The following is a 16,676-nucleotide window of genomic DNA, read 5'->3' as shown; positions in this document are numbered from 1 at the left end:
CTGCTTCAGAAAATTTGTGTCATGCCCAATCAGGGTCTGAGATGCAGCCGTGAGATCATGTCGGCGATCAATCCCAATGACCAGATCATGATCGCAGCAAGGAACGCGAACACCGTGGTTCCGCTGAGGTTCAGGTAGGTGAGGTCGATAATGAACTTCACAGTCCCCAGAGCAAAAAACACCAGCCCCATAGGAATGAAAACCCGCAGCGGATTGAACAGCGTGCTGATCCGCAAGATCAGGATAATAAAATTGATGAAATCAACCGGCCGGATTTTCGATTTGCCCACCCGCTTGCCGTATTCAATCGGCGTATAGATCATCCGCTTGCCGTTCGAGGTCATGCACAGCGTGATCGTGGTGGTGAACGAGAAATTCTGTGGCAAGAGCGGCAGGAACGGGATCAGCTCGGATTTGCGAAACACCCGCAGGCCGGAATTCAGATCGTTGATCTTGCGCTCGGCCAGGAACGAGGCAAAGGCGAACAGGAATTTCTTGGCCGGACGGCGCAGCAGCGGCACGTTCTTCATCGCCGCGCCCCGGTCGCCCACGACCATGTCCTGATCGCGGCACATGGCCAGCATTCCGGGCAGATAGCGCGCGGGATAGGTGCTGTCGGCATCCAGAATGGCTACATATTCATGCTGCGCCATTCGCACCCCGCGCTTGAGGCTGGCGCCATAGCCGGAATTGACATCGTTGAAGGTGACGGTGGCACCGCTGGCCTCGGCCTCGGCGCGGGTGTTGTCCTGGCTGGCATCGTCCACCACGATGATCTCGTAGGGAATGCCCAGCGGCTCCAGATGGGTGCGCACGTCCTCGACCGTGTGGCGGACGGCGTTTTCCTCGTTATAGGCGGGGATGACCACGCTCAGGCTCATGCCGGCGGTTTCCGATGCGATCAGCTCTTCGGGTGTGGTGCTGTTCGTCTCCACCGGCTCTGCGACTTTGTTCATGAAAATGAAAACCTTTTATTCACTCAATAATCCCTGCCCCAGCCCCCGCTGCAAGAATTGCGTGGCGCCTGGAACATGACGGGCATAATTCCCTGTATTGCGTATAGTATTCGAACACGTACAGACTGAACATAGACAATAAATTTGACCAAATTCGACCGTTAAGGCGTCAAGTTTGCAATTGCGCATACTGTGCGCAACAGGTGTGAGTGTTTGAGCCATGTGTCCATCGGCACTTGGCAGGGGGCGGGCAGCAGGAAGGAAACGGATGTCAGGGCGGCAGAGTTTCAGCAGCGGAGTTGCCTGGATGTCGGCCGGTATCTGGATCGAGCAGGCGTTCAATTTTATCATTTTTGCCATTCTTGCCCGTATTTTAGGGGTCGAGGCCTTTGGTCTTCTGGCGATGGTTGCAGCCTTTGTGCTGTTTTCCGAATTCCTGGTGCGCGAAACGATTTCCGACATTCTGCTGACCCATGAGGCGCTGTCACCAGAGCGGTTGAACTCGGTTTTCTGGTTGTTGGCGCTGCTGGGGGGTATGTTGACGGTTGCGCTGTATCTGGGGGCGGGGCCGGTCTCATATTTCTACAATGAGCCGGTTGCGCGCGAATTGTTGATCGGATTGTCCCCAACGGTGCTGATGATTTCACTGACGGCGGTGCCGGTTGCGATCCTGCGCCGGGAAATGCGGTTCCGTGTTCTGGCCATCCGTGCAGCGCTCGGCGCGGCGGTCGGAGGGGTCGTGGGCATTGGCATGGCGCTGGCGGGATACGGGGTCTGGAGCCTGGTCGGTCAGCGGCTGGCGATGACGGCCACCAATATCGTGATGGCCTGGGGGGCGGTCTCCTGGCGCCCGGCATTCCATGCGTCGCGGGATCATATGCGCAGGGTCTTGCATTTCAGTCACCGGATTCTGGGCCTGCGCGCGGCGGAACTGGCTGCGGTGCAATCGCCTGCGGTGATCATCGGCGCGATGCTGGGGCCGGTTCCGGCGGGGTATTATGCAATCGCCTGGCGCGTGATCGAGACCGCCTCGTTCCTGATTATCACACCGCTGCGCACCGTGGCGCAGCCTGCCTTTGGTGCGGCGGCGCGCGATGGTGGTCCGGCGACGGATTTGCTGATCGACGTCATGCGCCTGACCGGGTTTCTGGCCTTTCCGGCCTTTGCCGGGCTGGCGGTTCTGTCGGAACCGGCGCTGGTGCTGCTGTTCGGTCAGAAATGGGCTCCGGCGGCTCCGGTCCTGAGCCTGATGTCGGTGTTTGGCATGTATCTGTGTGCCGAAAAGGTGCAGCAGACCTTTTGTCTGGCGGCCGGTCAGCCCGGTCGTCTGGCGGTTCTGTCCTGGGTCGAGGTGGCGCTGGCGGCGGGGGTGATTGTGGTGCTGGCCCCGTATGGGTTGCCGGTCGTCACAGCCGGTTTTGTGGCTGTCTTTCTGCTGGTCTGGCCGCTCAAATTTGCCAATCTGGGGCATATTGCCGGGCTGTCCGGGCCGGCTTTGATGCGGCAGCATCTTGCGCCGCTTCTGCTGTCAGGGGGGATGGTGGCGGCAGTGCAGGGGGTCATGTGGCAACTGGACGGCCTGTCTCCGGCTTTGCTTTTACTTGCCGGCACGGTGACGGGTGTTCTGGCCTATGGTTTGCTGGCTTTTCTGCTCCAGCGGGACAGGCTGCGCCTGCTGGTTTCGATGCTTGGGCCGCAAGGCGGGCACCTGCCTGCGGCTGACACTCAAGGAATTGAGAGATAGATGAAATCGTTACGCATTTTGATGTTCACCACATTTTATCCCCCCTATTCCTTTGGCGGTGACGCCATCGGCATTCAGCGCATGGCGCGGGCGCTTGTGGCGCGCGGGCATGACGTGACGGTGGTGCATGACGAAGACAGCTATCTGATTCTGGGCGGCAAACCGCAGCCCGAAGGCACCCCTGACGGGGTGCGGCGGGTCGGGCTGCGCAGCCGCAATGGCGTGATGTCGAACCTGCTGACCCAGCAACTGGGCCGTCCGGTTGTCCATGCTGCCCGCATCCGCGAGTTACTGGCCGAGCGGAAGCCGGATATCATCTGGCACAACAACACATCCCTGATCGGCGGCCCCGGCCTGTTGCCGATGGGCGAGGGGTTGAAAATCTATGAAGCGCATGAACACTGGCTGGTCTGCCCCACCCATGTTCTGTGGCGGCATGGGCGCGAGCTGTGCGATGAGCGCCAGTGCCTGCGCTGCGTGTTGCAGCACAAGCGTCCACCGCAGCTGTGGCGGTATACCGGTGCGCTGGACCGGGCGCTGGATCACATGGATCTGATCATTGCCAAAAGCGAATTCAGCCGCGCCAAACATCGTGAATTCGGCCTGCGGCAGGACATGCAGGTGCTGCCCTATTTCCTGCCCGACCTGGATCAGAGCGCCTTGCCGGAACCGGCGGCGCATGACCGCCCCTATTTCCTGTTTGTCGGGCGGTTGGAAAAGATCAAGGGGTTGCAGGATGTGTTCCCGGCCTTTGACCGCTATCCCGCCGCGGATCTGCTGATCCTGGGTGATGGCGATTATGCGGATGAGTTGAAGGCACAGGCCGCAGGCAATGACCGGATCAAATTCCTGGGCCGCAAGACGCCGGACGAGTTGAACGCTTACTATCGTGGCGCACTGGGGCTGATCGTGCCCTCGGTCTGTTATGAAACCTTCGGCATCATCCTGATCGAAAGCTTCCGGCTGGGCACGCCGGTGATCGCCCGGCGGCTGGGTCCGTTCCCCGAGATCGTCGAGCGGGCAGGGGGCGGGGAACTGTTCGAAACCGAAGATGATCTGATCGCAGCCATGCGCCGTTTTCAGAACGGAGGTGCCGCGCGGGATCAGATGGCCGCAGCGGCGCGGCAGGGGTTTGAGACGCTCTGGCGTGAAGATCAGGTATTGGGCCGGTTCGGCGCGGCTTTTGCGCAGGCCGCGCATCGTGCAGGGCGGGCCGATCTGGCCCATGCCTTGGAAGCTGGTGCTTTCGAGAACGGCGCGGCGGGCTGATCGGGGGTTATCCCCGCCCGGCCAGTTGCCGATACAGCTTTTCAAACCCGCTATGCACATGGGCTGGCGAGAACCTGTCTTCTGCACCGCGCGCCGTGGCATTGGCGCTTAGCCGGTCATATTCGGCGCGGTCGGTGCAAAGATCGCGCAGCGCCTGAGACAGGGCATCAAGATCATCGACCGCACACAGACGCCCGACATCGCCATCCACCAATTCACGCACACCGCCGCAATCGGTGGCGATCACCGGCAGCCCGGCGCGGAACGCCTCGACAATTGAAATCGGCAGGGCCTCCCACCGGGAGGTCAGCATATAAAGATCCGAGGCCGCGAGATAGGTGGCGACATCCGAGATCACTCCGGGGAAACGGATGATGTCGGAAACGCCGGCCTGTTCAGCCCAGGCTTCGACCTGGCCGCGCAGCACGCCTTCGCCCCCGACGACGATCCGCAGACCGGGCAGATCCCGCCGCACACGCCGGGCCACTTCGATCATCGCGTCGAGGCCCTTCTGGTGATCCAGACGAGACAAGGACAGAACCAGATGTGTGCCATCTTCGCCCAACAGTTCACGCCGCAGGGCATCCGCGGCTTTCGGATCGGCGGGCGGGTTGGGGCGCACCCCCAAAAGCATCACCCGTGCCTTGCCGGGGTCGACCTGGCGTTCCAGCAGGGATTGCATGACGGTTTCGCTGGGGCAGATCGCCAGATCGGCTTGCTGCCGGCAGGCGCGGGCCACCGCGTTGAGACGGTCGGGCGACGAGCCGTGATAGGTCATCACAATGGGAATTCCCATTCCCAGACTGGCCAGACGAGCCGTCAGAAGCGGGGCGGTCTCATGCGCATGGATGATATCGACCTTATGGTCTTTGAGCGCCCGCCGCAGGGTCAGGGCCGAACGTGCCAGCCAGTAAAGCCGCGTCACAAGGCCAAGCTGGCCGTTGGCAGCGTGATCGCTGACACGGTCGAACCGCAAGGGCAAAAACAGACTGCCATCCTCGGGGGCAGTGGCTTTTCCGGGGGTTCCGGCTTTGATTACCTTGTGCCCGTGTGCCATCAGAGAGGTGCTGAGGTCGTTGATATGGCGTTGAATGCCCCCACCGAGGGAGAAGAAGGAACAGGTTTGCAGGATACACAACCCGGCGGGCTGAGTATCCCGGTTGATTAAAGGCGGCGGGGCTTCGCTTACCACAGGGGTCGTCCCAGGCGGAAGGTGGCGGTTCTTGTGTCCGTATCCGGTTTTTGCAGATGGGCAACGATGGTGTTTTCCATGTCCGAGGGCAGTAGCTGAAAAGATGCTATGGCAGTCTCGCCTGTTTGCATGAACTCAAGCGGCTGCACCTCCTTCCCATTGAATTCGATGGATACGGTTTCGACATCGGGCTCGCTGATCCGCAATTCGATATCCAGGGGGGTGTCACGTCTGAGTGGTGCGTGCATGAGCATCCAGACCGCCGAGGGCGGCGCATCAACTGCAAACGCGCTGGTTTTAGAATGGGATCCGGGGCCGAAGCGGAGAACAGCAACCGCTATAATACCCATCATGAGCAGCAAATACGCCCACCGGGTCCATCCCATGCCTCGCCAGATCCGCCTGATCGGACCGAGATGCGCCGCTTCGGGAGCAAGTCGGCCTGCAAAAATCAAAGCACCGGTGATGGCGAGGCAGGTCGTAATCAGCCCGAGGACGATCCACAGCGCCATCGAATATGCCTCACCCCAGGTGCCGAAATGCAGCATGTTCATCAAAGGCTTCCAGTAGGCGAGCCCGCTAACCTCGCTTGGGGTGTAAGCTCCCAGAACCTCAAGCGTCACGGGATCAATCGATACGTTACTTGGTCCAAAAAAAACCGAATGCCCTGCGACATGTCCGGTGAACCCGAAAGAACCAGTTGGTTTATCTGGTAGGAACATGATGAACGGCTCGAACCCGGGTAGCGCGTCGCGGGCGCTGGCCTCGGCCTGATCGATAAGGTCTGAACCGAAATTGGCTGGCAGGACGGTTTCACGTGGGACGGGTGGTTTGGGCTGTGGTTGGGTGCCTTCGAACCCCAAGCTGCCCAATAGGAAATAGAAACTGGTCACGGCGGTCAAAATCAGGAGTGGCGCTGACCATAGAGCTGTCAGCCGGTGTGTGCTGCCCGCCCATGCGCGCAATCCGGAAGCGCGGCTGGGCCAGCGAAAAAACCCTTTCCAGAACCGCCTATAAGTAATGAGGCCGCTGATGATCTGAAACAGCAGGATCACGGATGTGGCGCTGACCAGCATGAACACGACCCGTTTCTCGGTCAGAAAGGTATCATGCAAGTCCCGTAGGATATCGCGAAACCCATTGGGCCGCGTCTCACCGACGATAGTACCGGTTACCGGGTCTGTCCAGAAACTGACATTCTCTCCCCAGCCCGTGCGACCAAAAGTGCGATCCGCAAACCAGGGGGTTGGACGCTTGATCATCAGAAAAATGCCACTCTCGGGGTGGGTCTCTTTGATGCCGTCATAGATCATGCCGAAGCTGGCGGTGCGCTCTTCCTTGTCGATCGTGGTCCAGATGTCCGGGCGGCCGATTGATTCAAGTTCGAACCCGGCAACCAGCAAAGTGCCAGTAAGGAACATGAACGCGAAAAAGAGTGATAGATGAAGCCCCAGCCAGGTGTGAAGTTTGAAGAGTGAATTTCGTAGTTTACGGTTCATCTGCGTCTTGCCTACTTACAATCACGTGAAATAATAGCGGACGTCGGTTTAACGGAAACAATAGCCGCAGGGTATTGTTGCTACGAAAAAATGATTTTGCCACACCTCTGTGGTGATATGCGCGCATTATTTCATATCATTCCTGCGGGTTAAGTGTTGGCGAATCCTGATCTTCGCGGGATGGTATGATTATACCCGGTTATTGGTGGGGTAAGCGGTGCCAACTGATGTTAAATGAAGATATGAAAACAATTTCCATTGTATCGCCATGCTTCAATGAAGAAGATAATGTGGCGCATTGCTATGAGACCGTAAAGGCGATTTTCGACAAGGAACTGCCGGGCTACAGGCGCGAGCATATTTTTATCGACAATGCCTCTTCTGACCGAACTGTGGACATCTTGCGCGAGATTGCAGCACAGGATCAGGACGTGAAGGTAGTGGTCAATGCCCGAAATTTTGGGGTGTTCCGCTCAACCTTCAACGGGCTTCGTTATGCGACCGGTGACGGGATCGTCGTCATGTTGCCTGTTGACCTACAGGATCCGCCCGAGTTGATCCCTGAATTCGTCGAATTGTGGGAAAGCGGATATGACGTGGTCGCTGGGGCTCGCAGCATCCGTGAAGAAGGGTTTGTTATGCGCAATATGCGCGGCATCTTTTATCGAATTGTCAACGGGTTATCTGATGTGTGGTTGGAACCGTCTGTCGGAGAGTTTCAACTGATCGACCGCAAAGTGTTGAAGGCGGTTCTGGCACACAAGGATCACTACCCCTATATCCGCGGTATCATCGCAAGTTGTGGTTTTCGCCGGATCATCAAACCTTATGTCTGGCAAGCGCGGAGAAGCGGGTTGACCAAGCACAGCCTGATGGCATTGACGGATCAGGCACTTAACGCAATCTTTTCCTTTACGCGCGCGCCTATGCGTTTCTGCACGATCAGCGGGTTAGTGATTGCCGCTGCCTGTATTCTGTTTTCTCTTATTTCCGCAGTGCTGTTTTTCATTAACCCCGATCAGGTACCACGCGGGACAACAACCATTATCGTTTCCCTGTTTTTCCTTTCGGGCATTCAGATGCTGTTTATCGGCATGTTGGGGGAATACATAACCTCGATCCATAATCAGGTGCGGGGTGGTCCGATCGTCACTGAACAGGAACGCATCAATATCGAAGGTCCCGCAAGAGACCCGGCGATTGTCAAAGACGAGCATATGGTGTGATTGTTCCGACAAACCGGGGATTTTGGGGCTGCTTGGCACTGGGATTTGCCATCTGTACCGGACCCGCATTGGCTGCCGACACTGCTGTCACCAATGCCACGCTGGTTGAGCTTCGCGTGTGGTTTACTAGCGTGTTTATCATTTCGCTGCTGTTTCTGGGTATTTTCTGGGCGCAGGCGCAGGTTCTTTTCGGCGTTCTGGGTGCACTCCTTCTTCTGGGCGGTTCGGCCCGGCTATGGCTGACCCAACCCCTTTGGTTCCCGAGATTGGATATCTCGACCACTCCACCTGAAAACCTGATCATGCTGATGATACTGGCCGCACAGGCGGTGCTGACGTGTGTTGTTCTGATGCGTCCTGCAGGCCGGGAGGCTGTCAGGGGACTTTTCGCCGGGGCGGGGATTGTTCGCCTGTTTCTTCTGATGGTTCTGGTCGCGGTTTTCAGTCTGTCCGCAACACCCTATGTGGCCTACGGCTATTACATGGCCTTCGGATTGCAGATAGGTGTTGGCGGTGCATTATCTCTTGTCCAGATGGCCACGCTGGTCGCCATGTTCGCCGTGGCAGGTCCCGATCGCATGCCACGTATCCCGGTGGCTGCTCTGGCGGTCTTTGCAACGCTGGCCAGCGCGGCTCTGGCCTGGGCGGCGTTCGACCGCGTGCCTCATGTCGAGGATGAGGTGGCATATCTGTTTCAGGCGCGTACCTTTGCTGCGGGCGTCCTCGGAAGCCCGGCCCCCCCCGCAGCGGCGCAGCCCGCATTGGAATACTATCTGTTCGACATTCGCGGCGATCAGTGGATCGGCGTGCCGGCGCAGGGTTGGGCCATCGTTCTGAGCCTGGGCGTGCTGGCCGGGGTGCCGTGGCTGGTCAACCCTGTGCTGACCGGGATCTCTGTCTGGCTGGCGCATGGCATCGTGTGCCGTGCCGTCAGTCGCGAACGGGCCGATCTGGTGGCGTTGCTGATGGCCACGTCGCCCTGGGTGCTCGCCGTCGGGGGCACGCTGATGGCACATTCCACGACATTGGTGATGGTGCTGCTGGGATGGTGGTGTCTGCTCAGAGCCGGAGAGGGATCAACGCGCAGGGATGTCTTGCTTGCGCTTGTTGCAGGTCTGGCTTTGGGCTGGGCCTTTGTCACCCGACAGCTTGATGGGTTGATCATAAGCGTTTTGACCGGCCTGTGGTTGCTGCGGCGCCTGCCGGGGGGGATCGGACAGGTGATCGCCTGCGCCTTGGGCGGTGTTCTGTCGGGTGGGGTCTTTTTGCTGCTCAACCTGATGATCACCGGAGACGCGCTGCTGACCCCGCAAGCGGATTACCTGAGCCGGTTATGGCCGGACACGCAGAATGCCTATGGGTTTGGTCCCAATGTAGGGCCACCGGCCGAGAGCTGGGGCGCGCTCGACATCTGGGTCGGGCATAGCCCGGCCGAGGGTCTGCTGAATCTGATCAATGGTTTTGCCGCGCTCAATTACGAACTTCTGGGCTGGACATTCGGGTCCCTGGTTCCGGTTTGGATTGCGTTCATATGGGGCAGGAAACTGACCGGGTTCGACCGGGCCATGCTGGTGGTGTTCGCGATCCTTGTGGGGGCCCTGTTTTTTTACTGGTTTACGGGCACGTTCTATCTTGGGCCGCGCTACTGGCATACGGCTTTGTTGCCGGCGCTGGCTTTGGCGGCGGCCGGGATCGAGACCGTCCGGGACCGGCTGCCCGAACGGCATCGTGGCCGCCTGCACTGCGTCATCCTATTGCTGTGTGCGGTGTCTGTTGTCAGCTTCACCCCATGGCGGGGGGTGTCGAAATACAATGGGTATGGTGGCTATACCGGTGACATACGGCGGCAGGCTGCCGGGCTTGGAAACGCTCTGGTCTTTGTTTCGACACAGGGCGATATCGGGTCTGCACTCTATCTCAACGATCCGTTCCTGCCCGAGGGCAAACCGATTTTCCTGCGTGACATGGGGCCCGAGCAGAACGCAGACATCATCGCGGCCTTCCCGGGCCGTGAAGTTGTCTATCTGGGGGATGGGGAATAAGCCCGGGGCCTATTCGGCTGCATGCCGGTTTTCGCCTGTCACGAAGTCGCGCCGGAAATCATTGGCAAACATCGTTCGTGTAAACCGGCCGAGCCCCGAGGCATGCTCGCCAAAGGTTTCGATCCGTGACAGCAGAGTTGTTTTAACGCGTGGGTCGACCTGCGTCTGGAATTTGCGTGGCGCGTCGAACTGATGATCGGTCAGGGCGCCCTCATATCCCGAGTTCCGCCAGGCCTCGACATCAAAGGATGAGCTCCAGATCGGTTCGTGCTCCAGAGTTTCCGAGAAGGGCACATGCAGCATCACGGCACTGTAGTAGTTGATGATTGTATCCAGCATCGCATGAGCTTCGTGATCACCTTCATCCAGCAGGTCTGAGATGGCCCGCTTCAGGAAAACAAGCGCTTCGTCCAGTACAATGAACCGGCCAATCATCGAGTATTTGCTGAGCAGATTGCCCCCCAGTTCACCGCTGATCAGGTCATCGTAATTGTCCTGCGCCCAAGCCACGCAATCGACGCGGGTTTCAAACAGCTCAGCCTGGTTCTCTTCCAGATAACCAGCCAATGCATTGCGGAATGGCTCCGGTGCCTGATCCAGAATCTTTTGCATATGTTTGATGATCTGGAACGGTCGGATGTCCAGAGAACGCGCCAGCCGGAAGGCTTCTTCGAAATTGTCTTCATAATAGAAGATTGTCAGAAGCAGATGGAAAACACGGGTATCCAGATAATCCTGGAACGAGAAATTCTCGGACTGGACCACCATTTCCTCGGTCTCGACCACGGTTGGGCCGGTATATTTGCCCAGGCATCGGGCAACGACCCGGTGCAGGGTTTTGAACCCGAATTTCTCGCGGCTGTCAGGATTGGCCAGTGGCGCGCCATGCAGCAGCATTAATTGGTGTGCCGCCACCCGGCTGACACCGGTTTCGATCAGCTTGTCGACAGCATCCATAAAGGATTCCTTGGTCTCACCCGGCATGCACAGGATCAGCTCGCCATAGGATTGCATGCCCTTTGAATGCAGCTCCTGCTGTACCTCGGCATAGGTGTCCAAGCTGATATTGTCGCGTTTGATGTTCTTCAGAACTTCCGGATTCAGAGACTGAACCGACGAGGTCATCGGCAACCGGCCCTTGGCTTTGCGCATCACCTTGATGATCCGGTCGCCGCGGTTCTTGCCCGTGGTGGTGCGGATGTATTTCGGCCAGTCGTACCGTTCCATCAGATGGCCCAGGTAATCGGCCACCTCTTCGTCCTGCACGTACATGCCGAAATTGTCATCCGCGAAACAGAGCGGGCTGGCATGGTTGATGCGGGCCACGATGTAATCCAGATCGGCCTTGGTCCGCTCAAACGAATGGCGGAAGACTTTCGAGTTCGATTTGACCGCCGAGTTGCAGAAGGCACAGGTGAACGGGCAACCACGGGCCAACTGCATCAGTGCAAACAGGCCGGTGTCAAAGAACTTGTCCATCAACCCGGCAAGATAGGGCGAGGGGATTTCGTCCAGATCACGGATGCGGGGCGGTTCGTCCCCGCGCAGAATCTCTCCGGTTTCAGGGTGCACATAAAGCGCGCCATCGACGGCTTCCTCCCACATGCCTTCGCGGCGGGCACCGACATCGATGAACCGTTGCAACGTGCTCAGGAACGCGCGCTCGCCCTCATACGTGGGGCCACGCACATGCATGTCGATCTGCGGCATGGTCCGGATCCAGCTGTCCTGCTCTTCTTCGGTCAGCGGGAAGTTGGGGCCGCCCATCAGGGTCAGGCTGTTGGGATTGACCGCCTTGATGTAGTTGGCAAAGGACAGGGCCAGATGGTGGTTCCAGGAATAGCTGGAAAAGCCGACCACATCGGGCGGAGCTGTGTCGACGGCCGCTTTGAATTCCTGCGGATCACGAAAGATCGCGACCTCGATCGGTGTCGGGCTTTTTGCATGAGCCTGGGCATAGGTCGCAAGATTTCCAACGCCCAATGGGTAGGTGTCCGATGTCGCGGTAACGAGGTTATGGCCGAGATCGGCAAGGTAAAGACGCATTAGTTAACTATCCTCGCGGTACAGTACTTATGTCAAATTTCAGACTCCATGGTCAGTTTGGTCGTCAGTGGCTATTGAGCCAGAATTTTATATTTGAGCATTTTTCACACCTCCTGTTGCCATGGAAAGCGATCTGTCAGCACCCGGGAAATCAGGATGAAGGCCAAGATTGCGGCCGGAAGGGCGATCATCCCCTGCGCAATGATTGGTTGAAATCCCACGGACAGCAGGACCTCCAAAGACAGGGCATTGAATGCATAAACCGCCAGATAGGACAGGAAATAAAATGGCAACCGACCGAGGCCCTTGGTATCGAACACAAGGCGCGCATGGGTCATGAAATTCCACAGAACGCCACCGGAAAACGAGATCACCAACGCGACTTGCGGGGGTAGGCCAGAAAGATTGAGAATGGTGAAGAGCGCATAGCCGAACGCCGTGTTCAATACTCCGACCATAGCGAAGCGCATGAAAGATTTCTTGCGGGGGACAAGCAATTTCTTCACGTCTGTCCCCCTTCGAATCTGAGAATGTCGGCCACGCCAGAGGTGATGTCATATTGTGGCATAAAACCGGTCTCGTCCCGCAACCGGGTCACGTCCGCCGCCAGCCGGGGCGGATCGTCCGCTGCGCGGGCGATGGTGCCCAGGCGGATCAGATCGGGCCGGTGCATCTGGTTCGCCACCTCTGCAATCAGGTCTCGGACCGGGATTGCGGTGCCGCTGGCGACATTGACCGGGCCGGTTACATCAGTTTTCAGCACGCGTAACAAGGCGCGTGCCAGATCGTCGACATGCAGGAAGTCGCGCTCCTGCAGGCCATCGGTGCAATCTACGGGTTGGCCCGCTTTGAGGTTCGAAATCAGGTCGCCGAACAACCGCCCCGGCGGTTCGCCCGATCCGTAAACAAAAAAGATACGGGCCCAGGCCAGGGACAGGCCAAGCGCGTTCTGCCCCGCGCACAGTGCCATGCCGGCCCCGGCCTTGGCCGCCCCATAAAGGGTTCGGGGGCGCAGGGGGCTGGTTTCGATCAGCTCCGGTACCGACCAGTCATATTCGGCACAGCTTCCGGCGCAGACCGCGCGCTGGCCTCCTTTGCGTGCAAACTCCCGCACCAGATGCAGGGTGGCGGCCATCCAGTCCAGATTGGCCCCAGAAGTCCAGCGGTCGCGCGCGCCGTCATGCCAGGCCAGATGCACCAGATGGCTGGCGCGGGCGGCGTCGAGGGCTGTCGTGGTGGCACCGGGGTCCAGCAGATCGCAGGTGATGTCGCTTGCCGGGTTGCGGCCCAGCGTCACCACCTCGTGGCCCGCCTCTGTCAGAGCCGTGGCTGTCGCGCGCCCGATCAATCCGGTTGCGCCCGTCAGCAGAACCCGTGCCATCAGCTGATCCTGATCTCTGGCACGGCGGTCACGAAGCGGGTGCCGTGCGCCTTCAGGTCGGACAGTTGATCCGTGACCTCGTCCCGGATGTTCCAGGGCAGGATCAGCACGTAATCCGGCGGCGTCTCGCGCAGGGCTTCGACCCCGTGCACGGGGATATGGCTGCCGGGCAGCAGCGTGTTCTGCTTGGCCGGGTTGCGATCAACGCAGTAAGAGATCAGGTCGGGGCCGATCCCGGCATAGTTCAGCAGCGTGTTGCCCTTGGCGGCGGCACCATAGGCGGCAATGGTGTCCCCCCTGGCATTTGCTTCGCGCAGGAAGCCAAGCAGCCCGTCGCGCAGCGCTTCGACCTGAATGGTGAAATTCATATAACCCTCAGGCCGGTCGAACTGCGCCGCAGCCTCATCCGCGCGGACCTTGGCCAGACCGGGCCCTTCGGGATGGCTGGCACCCTCAAGGCAGGCGAACACCCGCAGCGAACCTCCATGGGTGGGCAGTTCCTCGACGTCGAAGACACGCAGGCCCGCCTTGGTAAAAATCTTTTCCACCGCCAGCAGCGACAGATAGGAGTAATGTTCGTGATAGATCGTGTCGAACTGCACTTCGTTGATCAGGTTCAGAAGGTGCGGAAACTCGACCGTATAAACCGCATCACCCGTCAGAAGCGTGGCGATGCCCGCAACGAAATCGTTGATGTCAGGCACATGCGCCAGCACATTGGCCGATGCGATCAGCGCCGGGGGCTTTTCGGTTTTGGCAACCTTTTGGGCCAGCGCTTCGCCGAAATAATCGACCAGCGTGCGCACGCCTTTTTCTTCGGCTGCCGCCGCCACGCTGCCCGAAGGTTCGATCCCCAGAACCGGGATGCCTTTCTCGACGAAATACTGCAACAGATACCCGTCATTCGAGGCGATCTCGATCACCAGATCATCCGGTCCCAGATCGAACCGATTGACCATTTTTTCCACGTAATCCCGGCAATGGGCCAGCCAGCTGTCCGAGAAGCTGGAGAAATAGGCGTAATCGGTCGAAAAAATCTCTTCCGCCGGTACGACATCATCCACCTGAACCAACCAGCATTCGGTGCACACGCGGGCGTGCAACGGATAGACCGGGTCCGGTTTGTCCACTTTCGCGGGGTCGACATAGGAATTGGCCAGAGGGGACAGTCCGAGATCGACAAGTGTCATCTCAAGGTTCGCGCCGCAATTGCGGCAGGTGGGATGGGTCGTGCCGGTCATACCTGTCTCATGCTCAGTGTTTCGAATTCAGCAATCTGGGCGCGGCACAGCTCGGTCGCCGGGGTACCACGGGCCCAGCCCGCATACCAGTCTGCCGTCAGCCGGACGGTATCGTCAAAGCTCAGGACCGGGCGCCAGCCAAGCATTGCACGCGCCTGCGATACATCCAGCCGAAGCATTGTGGCCTCATGCGGCGTATCCGCCGGGGTGTCGATATCGATCCGGCCCTGCCCAAGCGCCTTGATGACCGCCTGGGCTACATCCAGAACCGGGCGTTCATCGTCACGTTCAGGGCCAAAATTCCAGCCCACTGCGAAGGCAGCGTCCTGTTCGAGTTTCTGGGCTAGCATCATGTACCCTCTGAGAGGTTCCAGAACATGTTGCCAAGGGCGGATTGCGCCGGGATAGCGTAATACGACGCGTCCTTCATCGCTCAGACAGCCGCGCACGATATCGGGAACCAGCCGATCCTCGGCCCAGTCACCGCCGCCAATGACGTTGCCAGCCCGCGCGCTGGCAATCCGGGTCGGGTGCGCATCTGACGCATAATAGCTGCGCCGCATCGCCGCGACGGCAATCTCGGTCGCGCCCTTGGATGCGGAATAAGGGTCATGCCCGCCCATCGGATCGGTTTCGCGATAGCCCCAGACCTGTTCGACATTCTCATAGGCCTTGTCCGAGGTGGCGACCACCACCGCGCGCAGGTTGGGCGCGGCCCGCAATGCGTCCAAAAGCTGAACCGTGCCCAGAACATTGGTGGCGAAGGTCTCAACCGGCGTGCGATAGGAGCGGCGGACCAGCGATTGCGCAGCCAGATGAAAGACGAATTCAGGGTCGGTTTCCGCGATGATCCGGTCCAGGGCCGCGCGATCATTCAGGTCACCGATGACCGACCGTATTTTGCTTTGATTCAGCAACGTCCAGAGATTGGGTTTCGTCTCGGGGGCGAGGGCGTACCCAGTGACTTCCGCACCTGCCTCGGACAGCCAGGCAGCCAGCCAGGCGCCTTTGAAGCCGGTATGCCCGGTAACAAGCACCCTGCGTCCAGAAAACGCGCTCGCACTCATTCCCAGATTTTCCACGGTGCGTTGCCTGTGGCCCAGTGCTCTTCCAGTTCCTGACGTTCGCGAATGGTGTCCATGGGCTGCCAGAAGCCTTTATGTTCAAAGGCCATCAGCTCGCCATCGCGTGTCAGATTCATTAGGGGGCTGCGTTCCCAAGCGGTATTGTCGCCGTCAATGTAATCGCCCACTTTCGGGGACAGCACGAAAAACCCGCCATTGATCAGCCCACCATCTCCGACGGGTTTCTCGGAGAAATTCAGAACCTGGTTGCTTTGGAGCTCGAGTTGGCCGAAGCGGCGGGGCGGAGGAACTGCTGTGACGGTTGCAAGCTTGCCGTGCGCCCGATGAAAATCGATCCCGGCACGAATGTTGATATCACCAACACCGTCGCCATAGGTCAGGCAGAACGCTTCTTCCTCTTTGAGAAGGTGCATGACCCGCTTAAGTCGCCCGCCAGTCTGGCTGCCGTCTCCGGTATCGATCAGTGTCACGCGCCACGGTTCTGACTTGCTGTTTGCAATTTCAAGACCGCCATTGGCCAGGTCGATCGTGACGTCCGAGTTGTGCAAAAAGAAATTCGCGAAGAATTCCTTAATGACATAGCCTTTGTACCCCAGGCAGACGATGAAATCAGTGACGCCATGAGCCGCGTAGATTTTCATGATATGCCAGATGATCGGTTTGCCGCCGATCTCGACCATGGGCTTTGGAATCTTGACAGTTTCTTCGCTGAGCCGGGTTCCCAAGCCGCCGGCCAGAATAACACACTTCATAAAATCGCTCCCTCGTTAACAACGAGACTGGCTACCAATACACTCGTCTTAACCCGGATCTGGGTATCTGGTCTTTTGCAAACATTTGCACGCATTAGGACGGCAGTGCTGCCACCCTGTCAAGATTCACAAGGCCACGAGTCGTGAGGCGCTGAATTCCCTGTTGCTCTGACGCTCAACCATACACAATGCGAGAAAAGTCACAGCATTGTTGATGCGCCCTTTCGGTCCGCCGATACAGTG

13 protein-coding genes are annotated in these 16,676 nt (G+C 58.8%); 4 read left to right on the top strand and 9 right to left on the bottom strand.

Going from position 1 to position 16,676, the window contains the following annotated elements:
• Positions 1-29: 29 nt before the first annotated feature.
• A complete protein-coding gene (locus ACR0C6_RS19165) occupies positions 30-956 on the bottom strand; it encodes a glycosyltransferase family 2 protein (RefSeq protein ID WP_171331808.1) in 927 nt (308 codons plus the stop codon).
• A gap of 307 nt (positions 957-1,263) precedes the next feature.
• Between ACR0C6_RS19165 and ACR0C6_RS19160 the strand changes: the two genes are divergently transcribed.
• Positions 1,264-2,700, top strand: a complete 1,437-nt coding sequence (locus tag ACR0C6_RS19160) for a lipopolysaccharide biosynthesis protein (RefSeq protein ID WP_480620696.1) — start codon at positions 1,264-1,266, stop codon at positions 2,698-2,700.
• Positions 2,701-3,969: a glycosyltransferase gene (locus tag ACR0C6_RS19155; protein WP_480620694.1), complete on the top strand. Its 1,269-nt coding sequence runs from the start codon at positions 2,701-2,703 to the stop codon at positions 3,967-3,969.
• A 7-nt stretch (positions 3,970-3,976) separates the two neighbouring features.
• On the opposite strand, the gene ACR0C6_RS19150 is transcribed toward ACR0C6_RS19155, so the two are convergent.
• Positions 3,977-5,161, bottom strand: coding sequence for a glycosyltransferase family 4 protein (locus ACR0C6_RS19150; RefSeq protein ID WP_480447513.1), 1,185 nt, complete (start codon positions 5,159-5,161; stop codon positions 3,977-3,979).
• Positions 5,155-6,660: a PepSY-associated TM helix domain-containing protein gene (locus ACR0C6_RS19145; RefSeq protein ID WP_171331812.1), complete on the bottom strand. Its 1,506-nt coding sequence runs from the start codon at positions 6,658-6,660 to the stop codon at positions 5,155-5,157. Before ACR0C6_RS19145 ends, ACR0C6_RS19150 begins: the two co-directional genes overlap by 7 nt.
• Before the next feature lie 242 nt (positions 6,661-6,902).
• Here ACR0C6_RS19145 and ACR0C6_RS19140 point away from each other — a divergent pair, with 242 nt between their 5' ends.
• Positions 6,903-7,886, top strand: coding sequence for a glycosyltransferase family 2 protein (locus ACR0C6_RS19140; RefSeq protein WP_171331846.1), 984 nt, complete (start codon positions 6,903-6,905; stop codon positions 7,884-7,886).
• 32 nt (positions 7,887-7,918) lie between these two features.
• Entirely contained in the window at positions 7,919-9,928 is a 2,010-nt protein-coding gene (locus ACR0C6_RS19135; protein WP_171331813.1) for a hypothetical protein, read from the top strand.
• Positions 9,929-9,937: 9 nt separating this feature from the next.
• Here ACR0C6_RS19135 and ACR0C6_RS19130 read toward each other — a convergent pair whose 3' ends face one another.
• The 6 genes from ACR0C6_RS19130 to rfbF form a co-directional block, all read right to left on the bottom strand.
• The gene (locus ACR0C6_RS19130; protein ID WP_171331814.1) at positions 9,938-11,974 is read right to left on the bottom strand and encodes a B12-binding domain-containing radical SAM protein; all 2,037 of its coding nucleotides are present in this window, start codon (positions 11,972-11,974) and stop codon (positions 9,938-9,940) included.
• Positions 11,975-12,078: 104 nt separating this feature from the next.
• Positions 12,079-12,444, bottom strand: a complete 366-nt coding sequence (locus ACR0C6_RS19125; protein ID WP_171331815.1) for a GtrA family protein — start codon at positions 12,442-12,444, stop codon at positions 12,079-12,081.
• Between the two features lie 32 nt (positions 12,445-12,476).
• Positions 12,477-13,355, bottom strand: a complete 879-nt coding sequence (locus tag ACR0C6_RS19120) for an NAD-dependent epimerase/dehydratase family protein (protein ID WP_480447509.1) — start codon at positions 13,353-13,355, stop codon at positions 12,477-12,479.
• Positions 13,355-14,596: a methyltransferase domain-containing protein gene (locus ACR0C6_RS19115; protein WP_480447508.1), complete on the bottom strand. Its 1,242-nt coding sequence runs from the start codon at positions 14,594-14,596 to the stop codon at positions 13,355-13,357. Before ACR0C6_RS19115 ends, ACR0C6_RS19120 begins: the two co-directional genes overlap by 1 nt.
• Positions 14,593-15,663 carry a CDP-glucose 4,6-dehydratase gene (gene rfbG / locus ACR0C6_RS19110; protein WP_480447507.1) on the bottom strand — a complete coding sequence of 357 codons (1,071 nt, stop codon included), beginning with the start codon at positions 15,661-15,663 and terminating at the stop codon, positions 14,593-14,595. The genes ACR0C6_RS19115 and rfbG overlap by 4 nt, the downstream gene beginning before the upstream one ends.
• Positions 15,660-16,433 carry a glucose-1-phosphate cytidylyltransferase gene (rfbF, locus tag ACR0C6_RS19105; RefSeq protein WP_171331819.1) on the bottom strand — a complete coding sequence of 258 codons (774 nt, stop codon included), beginning with the start codon at positions 16,431-16,433 and terminating at the stop codon, positions 15,660-15,662. The genes rfbG and rfbF overlap by 4 nt, the downstream gene beginning before the upstream one ends.
• Positions 16,434-16,676: the final 243 nt, after the last annotated feature.

It is taken from the genome of Ruegeria sp. AL12, assembly GCF_056540885.1.
Note: the sequence above shows the minus strand (reverse complement) of the source record. Positions and strands in the feature narration are given on the sequence as shown.